The 15580-nt window shown below is 73.4% G+C and carries 12 protein-coding genes; 3 read left to right on the top strand and 9 right to left on the bottom strand.

Features of this window, described 5'->3' with window-relative positions:
- Positions 1-4 precede the first annotated feature (4 nt).
- Positions 5-946: a Gfo/Idh/MocA family protein gene (locus tag E4N63_RS01300; RefSeq protein WP_230239676.1), complete on the top strand. Its 942-nt coding sequence runs from the start codon at positions 5-7 to the stop codon at positions 944-946.
- Here the strand turns inward: E4N63_RS01300 and lnt are convergent.
- The 3 genes from lnt to E4N63_RS01285 all read right to left on the bottom strand — a co-directional run bounded on the left by lnt (position 852) and on the right by E4N63_RS01285 (position 6563).
- A complete protein-coding gene (gene lnt, locus E4N63_RS01295; RefSeq protein WP_230239675.1) occupies positions 852-2459 on the bottom strand; it encodes an apolipoprotein N-acyltransferase in 1608 nt (535 codons plus the stop codon). The genes E4N63_RS01300 and lnt overlap by 95 nt on opposite strands.
- Positions 2460-2615: 156 nt before the next feature.
- Positions 2616-3740: a DMT family transporter gene (locus tag E4N63_RS01290; protein WP_230239674.1), complete on the bottom strand. Its 1125-nt coding sequence runs from the start codon at positions 3738-3740 to the stop codon at positions 2616-2618.
- Positions 3741-3947: 207 nt separating this feature from the next.
- A complete protein-coding gene (locus E4N63_RS01285) occupies positions 3948-6563 on the bottom strand; it encodes an ATP-dependent Clp protease ATP-binding subunit (protein WP_125625010.1) in 2616 nt (871 codons plus the stop codon).
- Positions 6564-6907: 344 nt separating this feature from the next.
- On the opposite strand from E4N63_RS01285, the gene E4N63_RS01280 reads away from it, so the two are divergent.
- Positions 6908-8425: a BNR repeat-containing protein gene (locus tag E4N63_RS01280; RefSeq protein WP_230239673.1), complete on the top strand. Its 1518-nt coding sequence runs from the start codon at positions 6908-6910 to the stop codon at positions 8423-8425.
- A 196-nt stretch (positions 8426-8621) separates the two neighbouring features.
- A complete protein-coding gene (locus E4N63_RS01275) occupies positions 8622-10079 on the top strand; it encodes a benzaldehyde dehydrogenase (protein ID WP_125625012.1) in 1458 nt (485 codons plus the stop codon).
- Between the two features lie 106 nt (positions 10080-10185).
- Here E4N63_RS01275 and E4N63_RS01270 read toward each other — a convergent pair whose 3' ends face one another.
- From E4N63_RS01270 to E4N63_RS01245, 6 genes are read right to left on the bottom strand one after another with little or no spacing between them, the layout of a single operon-like run.
- Positions 10186-11319: a cytochrome P450 gene (locus E4N63_RS01270; RefSeq protein WP_228430429.1), complete on the bottom strand. Its 1134-nt coding sequence runs from the start codon at positions 11317-11319 to the stop codon at positions 10186-10188.
- Positions 11301-12752, bottom strand: a complete 1452-nt coding sequence (locus E4N63_RS01265; protein WP_228430416.1) for a cytochrome P450 — start codon at positions 12750-12752, stop codon at positions 11301-11303. Before E4N63_RS01265 ends, E4N63_RS01270 begins: the two co-directional genes overlap by 19 nt.
- Complete coding sequence (locus E4N63_RS01260; RefSeq protein WP_125625015.1) at positions 12749-13348, bottom strand: ATP/GTP-binding protein; 600 nt, start codon at positions 13346-13348, stop codon at positions 12749-12751. The genes E4N63_RS01265 and E4N63_RS01260 overlap by 4 nt, the downstream gene beginning before the upstream one ends.
- Positions 13326-13640, bottom strand: a complete 315-nt coding sequence (locus tag E4N63_RS01255) for a DUF742 domain-containing protein (RefSeq protein ID WP_019708285.1) — start codon at positions 13638-13640, stop codon at positions 13326-13328. Before E4N63_RS01255 ends, E4N63_RS01260 begins: the two co-directional genes overlap by 23 nt.
- A gap of 41 nt (positions 13641-13681) precedes the next feature.
- On the bottom strand, positions 13682-14107 hold the full coding sequence (locus E4N63_RS01250; protein ID WP_125625017.1) for a roadblock/LC7 domain-containing protein: 426 nt from the start codon (positions 14105-14107) through the stop codon (positions 13682-13684).
- On the bottom strand, positions 14085-15494 hold the full coding sequence (locus tag E4N63_RS01245) for an ATP-binding protein (protein WP_230239672.1): 1410 nt from the start codon (positions 15492-15494) through the stop codon (positions 14085-14087). The genes E4N63_RS01250 and E4N63_RS01245 overlap by 23 nt, the downstream gene beginning before the upstream one ends.
- Between the last annotated feature and the right edge of the window lie 86 nt (positions 15495-15580).

The raw sequence follows: 15580 nt of genomic DNA, 5'->3' as shown, positions 1-15580 counted from the left end.
AGCCTTGGTGAACCCCGCCCCGCTCAGAGTCGGCTGCATCGGGCTCGGGGACATCGCGAAGAAGGCCTATCTGCCGGTGCTCGCAGCCCAGCCGGGCCTCGAACTCCACCTGCACACCCGCACCCCGGCGACTCTGGCGCAGGTCGCCGACAGCCACCGCGTCCCCGAACGGCAGCGCCACGCGACCCTCGACCCGCTCCTCGGCGCCGGTCTGGACGCGGCCTTCGTCCACGCGCCGACCAGCACCCACGCCGACATCGTCACCCGGCTCGTCGAGGCCGGGGTGCCGGTTTATGTCGACAAACCGATCGCGTACCACTACGCCGGCTCCGAGCGGATCGTCCGGCTGGCCGCCGAGCGGCGGGTCAGCCTCTTCGTGGGCTTCAACCGCCGCTTCGCACCCGCCTACGCGCAGTGCCGGGACCACCCCCGCGACCTGATCCTGATGCAGAAGAACCGGATCGGCCTGCCCGAGGACCCGCGGACGTTCGTCCTGGACGACTTCATCCACGTCGTGGACACCCTGCGCTTCCTGCTGCCGGGCACCGCCGAGCACGTCGACGTGCGCACCCGGGTCCGGGACGGGCTGCTCCACCACGTGGTGCTCCAGCTCTCCGGCGACGGCTTCACGGCCATCGGCGTGATGAACCGGATGAGCGGCTCCGCCGAGGAGATCCTGGAGGTCTCCGGGCAGGACACCAAGCGCCAGGTGGCCAACCTCGCCGAGATCACCGACCACAAGGGCCAGCCCAGTGTGCGCCGCCGCGGCGACTGGGTGCCGGTCGCCCGGCAGCGCGGCATCGAGCAGGCTGCGCTGTTCTTCCTGGACGCCGTACGCGCGGGCCGACTGCTCACCGCCGAGGACGCCCTGGCGACGCATGAGCTGTGCGAGCGTGTGGTGACGGCGGCTTCCGGGACGGCCGGCGGCGGGACGGCCGCCGGATGACCTCCCGGAGGCAGAACAGGGCGAGCGCCAGGACGGCTCCGTACACCGCCCAGTCACCGAAGCGCACATACGGGCTGGTGCCCCGGGCGAGCGGCACCTCGTAGACGGAGGCCGTGCTGCTGTCCGTGCCGAGCCGGACCCCGATCCGCTCACCGCGCGGCCCGTGCACCGCGCTGACCCCGGTCAGGGTCGCGTGCACGAACGGCCGCCATGTCTCCGCCGCGCGCAGCGCCGCCAGCGAGGCGTGCTGCTGCGGGGCCCAGCTGTCCTGGAACGAGGAGGTCGCCGACTGGGCGATCACCATCTCGGCGCCCTCGTGGACGAGATGGCGGCTCATGTCCGGGAACGCCGATTCGAAACACACCAGCGGCCCGATCCGCAGCCGCTCACCGGACGCGCGGGCCGGGGCGGGGGTCTCCGTCACCACCGGGGCGGTGCCGCGGCGGCGGTCCTCGGTCGCGGCCCTCCCCACGGAGGTGGCCCAGCCGAGCAGGGAGCGGGCCGGGACGTACTCGCCGAAGGGCACCAGCCGCATCTTGTCGTAGCGCTCCCCGGTCACCCCGTCCGGACCGACGAGCACCGAACTCTTGTAGATCCCCGGCCGGTCGGAGCGGCGGGCGTCCACATTGACCAGGATTCCGGCGCCCACCTCCCGGGACAGGGCCGCCAGCCGCCGTTCCAGGTCGGGGCGGTCCCGCAGGTCACGGCCGACGCTGCTCTCGCCCCACACCACCAGGTCCACCCGGCGCCCGGCCAGCCGGCGGGTCAGCTCGGCCTCCCGGTCGAAGCGCCGGTCCACGCTGCCCACACCGTTCACGATCCCCGGCTGCACCAGACCGATACGGGCCTGCCCGGAGCGCTCCGGAAGCGGTGCCGCCAGCCAGGCGGTACCGGCCACCGCCGCGCAGACCAGCACGCCCACCAGCCCCGCCCGGCGGGCGCCCGGCACCGCGACGAGCACGGCGAGCGCGGTGTTCACCGCCACCAGCACCAGGCTCACCAGCCACACCCCGCCGAGCGAGGCGAGCCGCAGAGCCGGCGGCACCTGCCACTGACCGGCTCCGAGCAGCCCCCACGGACCGCCCAGGTACTCCCAGGAGCGCACCACTTCCACCAGCAGCCACCCGGACGGCACCAGCACCAGCGCCGCCGCCACCGAGCCGGCACGGGGCCGCCCGGACAGCAGCCGCCGCACCAGCAGCCCCCAGGGTGCCCAGAGCAGCCCCAGCAGCCCGGCCAGCAGCAGGATGAAGACGTGCAGGCTCGGCATCAGCCAGTGGTGCACCGCCAGCAGGAAGCCCGTACCGCCCAGCCATCCGTCGAGCGCCGCGCGGCGGCCCGTGGGAGCGGAGCGGATCAGCAGCAGCCAGGGCACGAGCGCGGTGTACGCCAGCCACCACAGCCCCGGCGCCGGAAAGGTCAGGGCCGGCAGCGCCCCCGCCGCCAGAGCGGCGGCCCCGCGCCACCACGGGGAGTCCAGCGGACTTCCCTCGCTGCCGCCCGTCACCCGCATGCGTCCTCCCTCGTGCCGGCCCGCTGCCGGTGTGCGGACAGTGTCCGGCACAGCGGCGGCGGGGGACAGCCCACCGTCTCCGTCCGGGTTCCCCGCACAGCGGTCGGATGCGTGTTCGCCTGGTCCGGGCGCTCCGCTCCGGGCACGACGGTGTATTCACGGCCGGGAAGTCGACACCAGGGCGAAGGGGAGCGGTGGCCGGTCCGTCTCCTCCGCCGGCTCCCGGACTTCCGTCCGCTCCGGGAAGTCCGTCCGCTCCCCGCAGCCGGCCGGCTCCGGGGACTCCGCCCGCCCCGGGGACTCCGGCGGCCCGGACCGCGCCGCCCGCAGGGGCTCCGGGAGGCCGGGGAGCCCCGGCCGCACGTTCCCGGGCCGCGGGGCGGGTACCGGGGCCGGTTCGGCGTCCTCCCGCGTCCCGCGCAGGCCTCGCCCGGCCGGAGCCCGGCGGCCCGCCTCCCCGTGGTGCGCCGTGAGCACGACCAGGCCGTACACCGTGAGCGCGGCGGCGGCGAGCGCGGGCAGCGCCCCCGCCGCCCCGTAGCGGAAGCCCTCGCCCAGCAGGGCGATGCCGGCCGCCGAGGCCACCACCGGGTTGACGACGGTCACCGTGGCCAGCGGGGCGGCCAGCCCGCCGTCCCGGTACGACGCCTGGGAGGCCAGCAGCCCGATGACCGCGAGCGCGGCCGTCACGGCGATGCCCGGCGCCTGCGCCACCAGGGCCGCCGGACTCCAGTCCGCGGCCACCGTCTTGGTGAACACCGAAGCGATCCCGAACGCCACCCCGGCCGCCGCCGCCAGCAACGCGCTCCGCACGGCGGGCCGTTCGACGCCCCGCGCCGCCACCACCAGCGACAGGAAGACCGCCAGGGCCACCACGGCCAGGGTCAGCTGATCCGGGCCGCTCAGTGTCCGGGCCGGACGCGAAGCGGTCAGCGCCAGCAGCCCGGCCAGTCCGGCCGACACCAGCAGCGCCCCGTACCACCCGGTCCGGCCGGCTCGCCGCCCCACCCAGAGAGCGGCCAGCGGCAGCACGAAGACGAGCGTCAGCACGCCCAGCGGCTGGACGACGGAGAGCGGCCCGAACCCCAGGGCCAGGACGTGCAGCACCGAGCCCGAACCGTTGAGCGCCACCGAGCCCCACCAGCGGGCGCTCCGCCACAGCGGCTCAGGATCCGGCCGCCCGGCGGCCGACGCCGCGACCCGCTCCTGGAGGATGGCCGCGGCCGCGTAGCAGACGGCCGACACACCGGCCAGGACGACGGACAGCACCAGATCGCTCATGCCGGCCGCCTCGGGAGCGGTCCGCCGTGCGCCTGTTCCCGTCTGCCGTTGTCGTCCATGAGCCAAGACTTCCGCGTCCCGGGCGTGTTGTCGTCGTCCTGCCGTGGTGACCGCGTATACCGCCGGGGGAGTACGGCCGGGGCGCCGCTCAGTCCCGAGAGGGAGACGCGACCCGGAGGAGAGGCGGGGGACGGCTCGCGGGGACCCTCAGGGACCGGTCCCCGTCCCTGTCCCCGTCCGCGTTCCGGTGCCGGCTTCCGTGCCGCCCTGTCCGGTCACGCCGGAGTGTTCGAAGACCAGGGCGTCGCCGTCGCCGACATCGACCCGCACCCCGCTGTGCGGGCTCAGTTCGCCGCGGAGCAGCATCCGGGAGAGGTTGTTGTCCACCTCCCGCTGGATCGTCCGGCGCAGCGGGCGCGCCCCGTACTCGGGCTGGTAGCCGCGATGCGCCAGCCAGTCGACGGCGGCCGGGGTGAACTCGACGCCGATGTCCTGCGCGTGCAGCCGCCGCCGGGTCTCGTTGAGCAGCATGTCGGTGATCTGCCGCAGCTGGTCGTCGGCGAGCCGGCGGAAGATGACCACTTCGTCGATGCGGTTGAGGAACTCCGGCCGGAAGTGCTCGCGCAGCGGGCGCAGGACGCGTTCCCGGCGCGCCTCCTCGTCGGTTTCCGCGCCGGCGGCGCCGAAGCCCAGGGAGGTGCCCTTGGTGATCGCCTCCGAGCCGAGGTTGCTGGTCATCACGACGACGGTGTTGGTGAAGTCCACCGTGCGGCCCTGGGCGTCGGTGAGCCGCCCGTCGTCCAGCACCTGCAGCAGCACGTTGAAGACGTCGGGGTGCGCCTTCTCCACCTCGTCGAGGAGCAGCAGCGAGTACGGGTGCCGGCGCACCGCCTCGGTGAACTGCCCGGCCTCCTCGTGGCCCACATAGCCGGGGGGCGCGCCGACCAGCCGGCTGACGGTGTGCTTCTCCTGGTACTCGCTCATGTCGAGCCGGACCATCCGGTCCTCGCTGCCGAACAGGGCCTCCGCCAGCGCGCGGGCCAGCTCGGTCTTGCCGACACCCGTGGGGCCGAGGAAGAGGAAGCTGCCGATGGGACGGTCCGGGCTGGCCAGCCCGGTACGGGAGCGCAGCACCGCGTCGGCGACGGCGGTGACGGCCTCGTCCTGGCCGACGACCCGGTGGTGCAGATGCTCCTCCAGGCCCAGCAGCCGGTCCTTCTCCTCCTGGGTGAGGCTGCTGACGGGGATGCCGGTCTGCCGGGAGACGACGTCGGCGATGTCCTCGACGGTGACCTCCGGGATCCGGCTGCCGGAGGGCTGCTTCTTCTTCTCCCGGCTCCGGCCGTCGGCGATCCGCCGTTCCACCTCCGCCATCCGGTCCCGCAGCTGGGTGGCGCGCTCGTACTCCTCGGCCGCGACCGCCTGCGCCTTGTCCAGGGCGAGCTGCTCGGCCTCCCGCTCCAGGGCACGGACGTCGGTGCCGCGGGTGGACGAGCGCAGCCGGACCCGGGCGCCCGACTGGTCCATCAGGTCGATCGCCTTGTCGGGCAGGAAGCGGTCGGTGAGATAGCGGTCGGAGAGATCGACGGCGGCGACCAGGGCCTCGTCCGAGTAGCGCACCTGGTGGTGTGCCTCGTAGCGGTCGCGCAGGCCGCGGAGGATCTCCACCGCGTCCGCGGTGTCCGGCTCGGGCACCATGATCGGCTGGAAGCGGCGGGCGAGTGCCGCGTCCTTCTCGATGTGCCGCCGGTACTCCTCCAGCGTGGTCGCCCCGATGACATGGAGCTCGCCGCGCGCCAGGGCCGGTTTGAGCATGTTGCTCGCGTCCATCGGGCCGCTCTCGGAGCCGCCGCCCGCGCCGACGACGGTGTGCAGTTCGTCGATGAAGATGATCAACTCGTTGGAATGGGCCCGGATCTCCTCGATGATCCCGGTCAGCCGCTCCTCGAAGTCGCCCCGGTAGCGGGTGCCGGCCACGACACCGGACAGGTCGAGCTGGATCACGCACCGGCCGAGCAGGACGTCGGGGACGTCCGCGTCGGCGATGCGCTGCGCCAGCCCCTCGACCACCGCGGTCTTGCCGACACCGGCCTCACCGACCAGCACCGGGTTGTTCTTGCCCCGGCGGGCGAGCACCTCGATGGTCTGCTCGATCTGCTCCTCCCGGCCGATCACCGGGTCGATCCGCCCCTCGCGGGCCATCTCGGTGAGGTCGCGGCCGTACTTGTCGAGGTTCGGGGTGTTCCGCTCCTGGGGCCCCGGAGGACCGGGGGCGTGCTCGGGGCCTCCGGGCGCGGCCGTCGCGCCGTGCTGCGCCCCGTGGTTGGGGTCGAAGTGCGCCGCGTCCAGGATCTGCCCCGCCGCGGAGTCGCGGTTGATGGCGAGCGCCATCAGCACATGCTCCGGACCGATGTACGAGGCCCCGGTGGACCGGGCGACGTCGTGGGCGTCGAGCAGGGCCCGCTTGACGGCGGGGCTGACCGAGACGGTGTTCCGCGGCGGGCCCTCGTCGGTGATCCGGTCGATCTCCTCGACGATCTGGTCCGGGTCGGCGCCGGCCCGCGACACCATGGCCCGGGTCGGTTCGGTGGTGAGGGCGGCCCGCAGCAGATGCTCCGTGTCCAGATCGGGGCTGCCGTGCTGGGCCGCGTACGTGGCCGCGCTGGACACGAGCCGCCTGGCCGGCTCGCTCATGAGGCGGCCGAAGTCCAGATACCGGGGACCGGGCGGCCGCCCGGCCGCGGCGGCGCCGAGGAAGCGCGCGAGGAAGTCTCCGATCGGGTCCCGGCCGTAGTCCTCCGGACCCGTGTATCCGCTGGTCATAGGCCATCCGTCCCGCCGGCCCGCCAGGCGCGGGGCCGGTCTGTCGTCGATCAGTGCGGCTCCTGCGCGGGTTTCCCGCTCAGCCGCGCCGACACCTCCGCCGGGCCGCCGATCCCGGGCCGGGCCGGGTCACCGCGCCGCCCCCGCCGCGGGACGCCGCGCGGAGGAAGCGCGGGCCGGACGGCCGCCCTCTGCCGTTCCGGGGCCGGTCGTGGAAGAGTCCTTCCGGGGCGCTGCCCGGCGCGCCGCCGGGGCGTACCCCGGCGGGCCGTCCCCGGCGCAGGCGGCGGCCGCCCTCGCCTGCCGCGCCCGGCGCCTCCGCCCCCACACCCCAGGAGACCGTGATGAGGACCACCATGACCCCCCGAGCCGCCCGGACACCCGCCACCGGCCGCACCCGGAGGGCCGGGCGCGGGCCGGGGGCGCCGCGGACCCTCACCCTGGCCACTGCCCTGCTCGCCGGGGCACTGCTGGCGGCGGCCACCGCCTTACCCGGCTTCGCGGGTCCCGCGCCGGCCGCCGCCCCCGGCCCGTCCGTCACGCTGATCTCGGACACCCGGCTCGACGACCGGGCCCTCTACTTCGTCTCGTACAACGGCCTGGTCAACAACAACTCCTTCCAGAAGAACGGGATCCTCACCCACCGCGGCCACCAGTACGCCGCCTGGTACACCGCCGACCGCAGCGCCGTCATCGCCCGCCGCGCCCTCGGCACCACCGACTGGCGCACCCTGACGCTCGACCACCGGCTGACCACCGACGACTCCCACAACGTCATCTCCATGGGGGTGTCCGCGGCCGACGGGCGGCTGCACATCCTGATGGACTCGCACAGCGACGGGCTCCACTACGTGAAGTCCGAAGCCGGCCTGATGAACGAACCCGCCGCGCGGGCCTGGCGGCGGGACGCCCTCGGCCCCGTGCAGACCAGCCTCGACGGGCTGCGCCTCACCGAGCAGTTCACCTATCCGCAGTTCGTCGCCGTGCCCGGCGGAGCTCTCCAGCTCAGCTACCGCGCCGGGGTCTCCGGCAACGGCCGCAACGGCCTGGCCGAGTACGACGGCGGCGGCTGGCGGGCGCTCGGCGAGTGGACCAGCTCCACCGGCACCTACACCAGCGAGCACGGCTCCAGCACCACACGGAACATGTACCTGCACGGCATCGACTACAGCGCCGACGGCACCCTGCACGCCTTCTACACCTGGCGCGAGGGGAACAGCGCCGTCATGTGCGCCGGCGGCGGGCTCACCAACCACGACACCGGATACGTCCGCTCCACCGACCGCGGCCGCACCTGGCGCAACGCGGCCGGCACGGTCGTGGGCACCACCGGTGGCGGCGATCGGGTCGCGGTCGGCGATCCGGGGACCGTCGCCGACCCGCTCGACCCCGACCACGCGCTGATGAACCAGGAGAGCCAGGCCACCGACTCGCGGAACCTCCCGCACGCGGTCATCAGCTACGTCCCGGGCCGTTTCGGCCAGTGCACCACCGACTACGTCCGCGACCGGGTGAACAACGGCCGGGCCTTCCACGTCCACCGCGACGCCGCGGGAGCCTGGCACAAGACGGAGATCCCGGAGCCTCTGCGGTCCAGCCAGCGCACCAAACTCGCCTTCGACCGCCACGACAACGCCTACGCGATCCTGCCCTTCGGCCGGATCGCCGCCGCCTCCGCCGCCTCCGGCTGGACCGACTGGAAGCTCCTGTACGACGCGAGCGGGCTCAACGCCTTCGGCGAGGTCGTCCTCGACGAGACCCGGCTCGCCCAGGACGGCGTGCTGTCCTTCCTGTACCAGGAGAGGTCCACCGGGACCACACCCTCGCCCGTCCACGTCATCGACTTCGCCCTGCCCGGCTGAGCGGGCCCGGCCCCGGGCGGCCACTCGCGGGCGGCCGCGCCCGGCACCCGCCCCGTACGGAGGCACCACCGGCCGTCCGGGGCGCGCGCGCCCGGTGATCGTGAGAGCGTTGACGGGCACGGCGGGGGTAACCCGCACGCCACGGCACGTCCCGCCCGGGCACGCCACAGCCGGTCACGCGAAGGAGCGTCGCGTCATGACCCTGCTCGATCCCCAGGCCTGGAGCGGCCTCGGCTGGACCGGAGGCTGGCAACGGCTGTCCGGCGGTGAGATCCCCGTCAAGGAGCCGGCCACCGGCGAGGTGCTCGGCAGCACCGGGTTCGCCGACGCCTCCGACATCGCCCGCTCCGCCGAGGCCGCGGCCGCCGCGCAGCCCGCCTGGGCCGCCGCCCCGTTCCACGAGCGCGCGGCGGTGCTGCGGCGGGCCGGCGACCTCTTCTACTCCGGGGCCGGCGAGATCGGCGACTGGCTCGTCCGGGAGGGCGGCAACGTCCCCGGCAAGGCGGAGTTCGAGATCCATGTGGCGGCTCAGGAGTGTTACGAGGCCGGTGCCCTCGCCTCCCGCCCGCCCGGGCAACTGCTGCGGACCGAGGAGCCGCGCCTGTCGTTCACCCAGCGGGTCCCGGTCGGCGTGGTCGGCGTGATCGCGCCGTTCAACGCGGCGCTGATCCTGGCGATCCGCTCCGTCGCGCCCGCGCTGGCGCTCGGCAACGCCGTGGTGCTGAAACCCGACCCCCGGACCCCGGTCTGCGGGGGGTTCGCCATCGCCCGGGTGTTCCAGGAGGCGGGGCTGCCGGCCGGGGTGCTGCACGTCCTGCCCGGGGCGGCGGACGCCGGACAGGCCATGGTCGTCCACCCCCGGGTGCCGGTCATCTCCTTCACCGGCTCCACCACGGCGGGGCGGGCCGTCGGCGAGGCCGCGGGCCGTCACCTCAAACGCGCCCACCTGGAACTCGGCGGCAACTCCGCCCTGGTGGTCCTGGAGGACGCCGACCTCGACGCGGTGGTCTCCTCCGCCGCCTGGGGCTCGTTCTTCCACCAGGGCCAGATCTGCATGACCACCGGCCGCCACCTGGTCCACGAGTCCGTCTACGACGAGTACGTCCGGCGGCTCGCCGCCAAGGCCGAGTCCCTGACCGTCGGGGACCCGGCCCGGGAGCCGGCGGTCCACCTCGGCCCGCTGATCGACGAACGCCAGCGGGACAGGATCCACGGACTCGTGAACGACAGCGTGCGGGCGGGCGCGCGGCTCGCGGCCGGCGGCACCCACGAGAATCTCTTCTACCGGCCCACGGTCCTCGCCGACGCCGGTGACACCCCCGCGTACGACGAGGAGGTCTTCGGGCCCGTGGCCCCGGTGCGCTCCTTCAAGGACGAGGACGAGGCCGCGGCCCTCGCCGCCGCCTCCGAATACGGTCTGGCGCTCGGCATCGTCACCCGCGACGCGGCCCGCGGCCTGGAGCTCGCCCGCCGCATCCCGACCGGGATCGTGCACATCAACGACCAGACGGTCAACGACGAGGCCGTGGCGCCCTTCGGCGGGGTTGCCGCCTCCGGCACCGGTTCGCGCTTCGGTGGCGACGCCAATCTCGACGCCTTCACCAGCCTCCGCTGGCTCACCGTCCGCTCCACGACGGCGGGTCATCCGTACTGACGGCGCGCTGTCCGTACGGAGGGAAGGCCCCGGCCCGGACGGAGAGCGGCCCCGTCCGCCCGGCCGGCAGCCGGGCGGACGGGGCCGCGGAGACGGGTCCGGTGCCTCAGTCCGTGCCGCTTCCGGCCCCGTGGATCCGGGCCGGAAGCGTGCGGTGGCCGTTGGAGATGAAGGACGCCACGGGCCGCAGTTCGTCCTCCGCGCAGCCGAGCTCCAGGTCCGGGAAGCGCTCGAAGAGGGCGGGCAGCGCGATCTCGGCCTCCAGCCGGGCCAGCGGAGCGCCCAGGCAGTGGTGCACGCCGTGGCCAAAGGCGAGGTGCTCCTTGTTGACCCGGGTGAGGTCGAACCGGTCGGCGTCCGCGCCGTGCAGCGCGGGGTTGCGCCCGGCCGCGGCATAGGCGGCGAGGATCGCGTCCCCCTTCTTGATGGTCACGTCACCGGCCTGGATGTCCTCCACCGCATAGCGCAGCGGCAGGCTCGCCACCGGGGACTCGACGCGCAGTGCCTCCTCGATCACATCGCTCCAGGAGACCTTGCCCTCGCGGACCAGGGCCCGCTGCTCCGGGTGGGTCAGCAGCAGATGGATCGCGTTGTCGAGGAGGTTGACCGTGGTCTCGTGCCCGGCACTGATCACCAGCAGCAGGGTGTCGATCAGCTCCGGCTCGGTCAGCCGGGAGCCGTCCTCCTCCCGCGCGGCGATGAGCAGGCTCGTCATGTCGTCGGCCGGCTCGCGCCGCTTCAGGGCCACCAGTTCGGTGAGCAGCACGTGGATGCCCTCGAAGGTGGCGGCCACCTCCTCGGCGTCCGCGGTGGTGTTGAAGATGCTGTCCACGAGGGTGCGGAACTTCTCCCGCATCTTCTCGTCCTCGACGCCGAACAGCTCGCAGATGACCTGGATGGGGATCGGGTAGCAGTACTCCTCCCGGAGGTCCACCACCTCACCCGCCGGCACGGCAGCGAGCTTCTCGATCAGGCCCGCGGTCAGCTCCTCGATCCGGGGGCGGAGCGCTGCCGTCCGGCGGGCGGTGAAGGCCGTGGCGACGAGCTTGCGCAGCCGCCGGTGGTCGGCACCGTAGGCGGTGAACATGTTCGTCACCGCGACCCAGGTGAACAGCGGCCACTCCGGGGTTATCTCCCCGTTGATCCAGGCCGGCCAGTGCTGCCGGGGGTCCTTGGAGACGCGCGGGTCGGTCAGGAGTTCCTTGAGCAGGGTGGCGTCACTTACTGCCCACGCCACCACCTCGCCAGGGAGTTCCACCAGCGCGACCGGCCCCCGCTCCCTGATACGGGCTGCCTCACCGTGGATGTCGCTGCCGGAAGGATCGATGACGAGGGGGCGGGTTGTGGTGTCCATCCACTGTCTCCATTTTTCTTGTCTGCGACCGCGGGTGAGGCGACCGGAGGAAAGCGAACCGGAAGAGCGGCCAGTGCCCGGTGGAAGGGCCCCGGACGCCAACTCAACTGCTCTACCCCGACCTCGAGTTCAACATCCGGAAGACGGTCCAGAAGTTTTTCCACCGCGACGGCCGCGATCAGCCGGGCGGGGTCCTTGGCCGGGCAGCCGTGCGGCCCGGCGCTCCACGCGAGATGCGCGCGGTTGCCGCCGCGGCGCTCGGAGACCAGCGTGGGATCGGTGTTCGCGGCGGCCAGGCTGACGAGCACGGGTTCCCCCGGGCGCAGCGTGTGACCGCCGAAGTCCTGCTCGTGCAGGGCGTAGTGCACGCAGTAGTTCGCCATGGGCGGGTCGGTCCACAGCACCTCGTCGAGCGCGTCCTCGACCGGCATGCTGCCGCCGGCCAGGTCACCGGCGAAGCGGTCGTCGGAGAGGAGGAGCAGCAGGCCGTTGCAGATGAGGTTCTGCTGCGGCTCGGTGCCCGCGCCCATCAGCAGGATGAGCTGATGCATCATCTCCTCGTCGGTGAGCGCCGCGGGATGGGCCATCATCCAGGACGTCACATCCGGCCCCGGCTCGGCCCGCTTGAGGGCGACCAGCCCGGCGACGGCCTCCAGGAGCATCTGGTTGGCCTTGTCCGCGTCGGCCTCCGAGTCGAAGATCCCGGACATGCCCTCGACCAGCTTGGTCCCGATGTCGGGCGGGCAGCCGAAGAGCCGCTCGAAGACCAGCAGCGGGAGGCGCGCACCGTACTCGGCCAGCAGATCGGCCCGGCCCCGGGGGCCGAAGCGGTCGATCAGGGTGTCGGCACTGTGCTCGACGTAGCCGCGCAGGGCGTTGGGGTCCACCCGGTCGAGGCTGTCGGTGATCGCCCCGCGCAGCCGCGCGTGGTCGGCCCCGTCGGTCCACAGGGCGTTCGGCCGGTACATCATCATCGGGATGACCGGGCTGTCCGGCGGGATGGTCCCGTCGGCGAGGGCACGCCAGCGCCGCGGGTCCTTGGAGAACCGCTCCGGGCTCCGCAGCACGTCCAGAGCGCCCTCGTACGAGGTGACCAGCCACGCCTCGACGCCCTCGGCGAGCTCCACCGGGGCGACGGGACCGTAGGTCCGCAGCCGTGCGTAGGCGGCCGCCGGGTCGGCGGCGAACTCGGGGCCGTAGAGGCGCTCGATCCCGCTTCCGGCACCGCCGGCGGCCTGCTTCGCGCCGGTCTCCCCGGCGTGTACCGGGCAGCCGGGTGGCGGCGGCTGGGTGTCGGGCCCGGACGGATGAGTGGTCACATGTTCTCCTGCGCGAGACGGGTCTGGAGGTACTGGACGAGAGCGATCAGGGCGTGCGTGGAGGAGATCCGGTCCCGGGCGTCACAGGTGATCAGCGGGGTTTCGGGAAGCAGGTCGAGGGCTTCCCGGATCTCCTCGTCGGGGTAGGAGGGGGCGTCGTCGAAGCGGTTGACCGCCACGGCGTACGGCACGGCGTGCTCCTCCAGGAGCCCCATGACGTCGAAGGACTGGTCGAGTCTGCGGGTGTCGGCGAGCACCAGCGCCCCGAGGGCGCCGTGGGTCATGTCCCGCCAGAGCCGGGTGAAGCGCTTCTGCCCGGGCGCCCCGAACAGATAGAGCACCAGTTCCTCGCTGAGCGTCAGCCGGCCGAAGTCCATGGCCACGGTGGTCGTGGACTTCTCCGGGACCCCGGCGAGGTCGTCGATGTGGGCACCGGCCTCCGACAGCGTCTCCTCGGTGCGCAGCGGCCGGATCTCCGAGAGGGTGCCCACGAAGGTGGTCTTGCCGACGGCGAAGTGCCCGACGACGAGGATCTTGGCCGCGGTGCTGACCGTATCCGGGAGATAGACGTGGTCAGAGGCGAGCGCGGAGCCCATCGAGCACCTCCTGCAAGAGCTGGGCCTGGGGGAGTTGAGCCTTGGGGACGGGGGCCCGGGTGGTGATGTGGCCGCTGTCGATCAGATCGCTGAGCAGCACCTTGACGACGCTGACCGACAGCTCCAGATGGCCCGCCACCTCGGCGACCGAGAGCGCACCGCCCCGGCAGAGCTCCATCAGGCGTTTCTTCTCCGGGCTGAGTCCGCTCAGCGGCCGGTCGTTCATCGCCATGACGAGGGTGACTAAATCCAGCGTGTTGCGCGTCGGGTGCGCACGGCCGTCGGTCACCACATACGGGCGTACGAGTCCCCGCTCCCTCCTGCGGGGCGGGCTCACGCCGGGCCGCCGGCGTGGGAGACCGCGTCGTGCCGGGGCGGACTGGTCAGCTCCTTGCCCAGGCGGTCGACCAGCTTGTGCATCCGGTAGGTGACGGCCTCCATGTCCACGTTCTGGGAGGCGGAGACCGCGAGATAGGCGCCCGTGCCGGCGGCGATCAGGAAGACGTAGCCATTGGCGAACTCGACCAGGGTCTGCTGCCACGGGGATTCCTCCCGGACGCAGAACTCGGCCGTGCTGCGGCTGATCGACTGGAGGCCGGAGAGCGCCGCCGCCTGCCGGTCGGCCTCGTCGCGGGTGATGCCCTCGGAGTGGGCCCGGAGCATGCCGTCCGCGGAGAGCAGGATGGCGTGCCGGGCCTCCGGCACCTTCAGCACCTCGTCGAGCATCCAGCCCAGTTCATTGGCCGTACGGGGGTTCATCGCTGGGGGGTCCCTTCATCGTCCGGGGAGGAGAGACGGCCGGAACGGGTGCCACGCGCGAAGGCACCCATGCGGGAGGCGGTTTCGTGGGCCGGGCGGGCCGGGGGCGGCTCGGCGCCGGGCTGCGCCACGGGGCGCGGGTGGCGGCCACGTGTTCCGGTACGGGCTCCCGGCGACGCCGCTTGGGCAGGCCGAGCGCCGTGGAAGCGGGGGCGGCTCGGGTGCCTCCGGCTCTGCGGGCGCGGGCGGCGCCGGTGCGGCCGCGGCGGGGGCCGGTGCCGGTGCGGCGGGAGCCGGTGCGGCGGGAGCGGGCTCGGCGGTCACGGCGGCGGGGGCCGGCGGCGGCCGCGGGCCCGGTCCGCTCGTCCGCCGAGTCGGGGGTCTCGGTGATCACGCTGGTGAGCAGCTCCTTCGGGAGGAACAGCACGGCCCGGACGCCCCCGTAGGGTGACCGTGTGTCGACGGACACGCTGAACCCGTACCGGGCCGCGAGGACGCCGATCACGGCGAAGCCGAACTGCGGCGGGTCGCCGAGCCGGTTGATGTCGATGTCCTGGCGGCCGGAGAGCAGCAGGGTCGCCTTCTGGATCTCCCGGTCGTCCATGCCGACACCGGCGTCGTCGATCACGATGGCGGTGCCGTTGTGCGCGGCCCGGAGGGTCACCTCGACCTGGGTGTTGGGCTGGGAGTGGCGCGCGGCGTTGTCGAGGAGCTCGGCGACGGCGAGCACCACCGGTTCCACGGCCCGGCTCACCACGGCCAGGTCGACCTGCGCGTGGACCTCGACCCGGCGGTAGTCCCGGATCCGTCCCTTGGCGCCCCGGACGACGTCGACCAGCGAGGAGGCGGCGCGCTGCCGGCCCGGCCAGGAGCCGCACAGCACCGCGATGCCCTGGGCACGCCGGCCGAACTGGGCGTTCGCGTGGTCGATCTCCAGCAGATCCTGGAGGACGTGCGGGTTGTCGTGGTGGTCCTGCATGTCGGTGATGGCGAGCTGCTGCTCGTTCGCCAGTCCCTGCAGGGCGCGCATCGACGACTTGAGGGCGGCCTTGGCCGACTGGTCGGCGCGGGTCCGGGCCCGGTCGGCGGCGCCGGTGAACAGGTCGATCACCGTTTGCAGGCTCTCGGCGAAGGAGGTGCCTTCCAGCCGGTCGTGGAGCAGCCCCGGCATGGGACCCGGCTGGGCCTGCGAGGATTCCATCGCGGGGAGGCGGACCTCCACCAGGTGCCGGGCCTCTTGGTCACGGGCGCGGAGACCGTCCTCCAGTGCTGCCGCGTGCCTGCGCAGAGCCTTGGTGATGCCCCGCTGGCGGACCAGCAGGACCAGGGCGGCGAGCAGACCGGCGACAAGGCACCAGAAAACCGCCTCCGGTGCGTATTGAGTCATCGGATCCTCGTTGCTTGGGGGCGAGGGGATACCGGGGGAGATGCGACGACGGGAGCGCCGCCGGTACGGGGTCTGTCCGATTCCGG

Source organism: Streptomyces sp. MNU89, assembly GCF_020982505.1.
Classification (GTDB): Bacteria; Actinomycetota; Actinomycetes; order Streptomycetales; family Streptomycetaceae; genus Streptomyces; species Streptomyces xinghaiensis.
The sequence above is the reverse complement of the archived record's forward strand: the minus strand, read 5'-3'. Positions and strand labels throughout refer to the sequence as shown.

Bases quoted from the DNA above. Each gene is read 5' to 3' on its own strand.
- lnt (WP_230239675.1), bottom strand. From the start codon at position 2,459: ATGCGGGTGACGGGCGGCAGCGAGGGAAGTCCGCTGGACTCCCCGTGG.
- E4N63_RS01290 (WP_230239674.1), bottom strand. From the start codon at position 3,740: ATGAGCGATCTGGTGCTGTCCGTCGTCCTGGCCGGTGTGTCGGCCGTC.
- E4N63_RS01285 (WP_125625010.1), bottom strand. From the start codon at position 6,563: ATGACCAGCGGATACACGGGTCCGGAGGACTACGGCCGGGACCCGATC.
- E4N63_RS01280 (WP_230239673.1), top strand. From the start codon at position 6,908: ATGAGGACCACCATGACCCCCCGAGCCGCCCGGACACCCGCCACCGGC.
- E4N63_RS01275 (WP_125625012.1), top strand. From the start codon at position 8,622: ATGACCCTGCTCGATCCCCAGGCCTGGAGCGGCCTCGGCTGGACCGGA.
- E4N63_RS01260 (WP_125625015.1), bottom strand. From the start codon at position 13,348: ATGGGCTCCGCGCTCGCCTCTGACCACGTCTATCTCCCGGATACGGTC.
- E4N63_RS01250 (WP_125625017.1), bottom strand. From the start codon at position 14,107: ATGAACCCCCGTACGGCCAATGAACTGGGCTGGATGCTCGACGAGGTG.
- E4N63_RS01245 (WP_230239672.1), bottom strand. From the start codon at position 15,494: ATGACTCAATACGCACCGGAGGCGGTTTTCTGGTGCCTTGTCGCCGGT.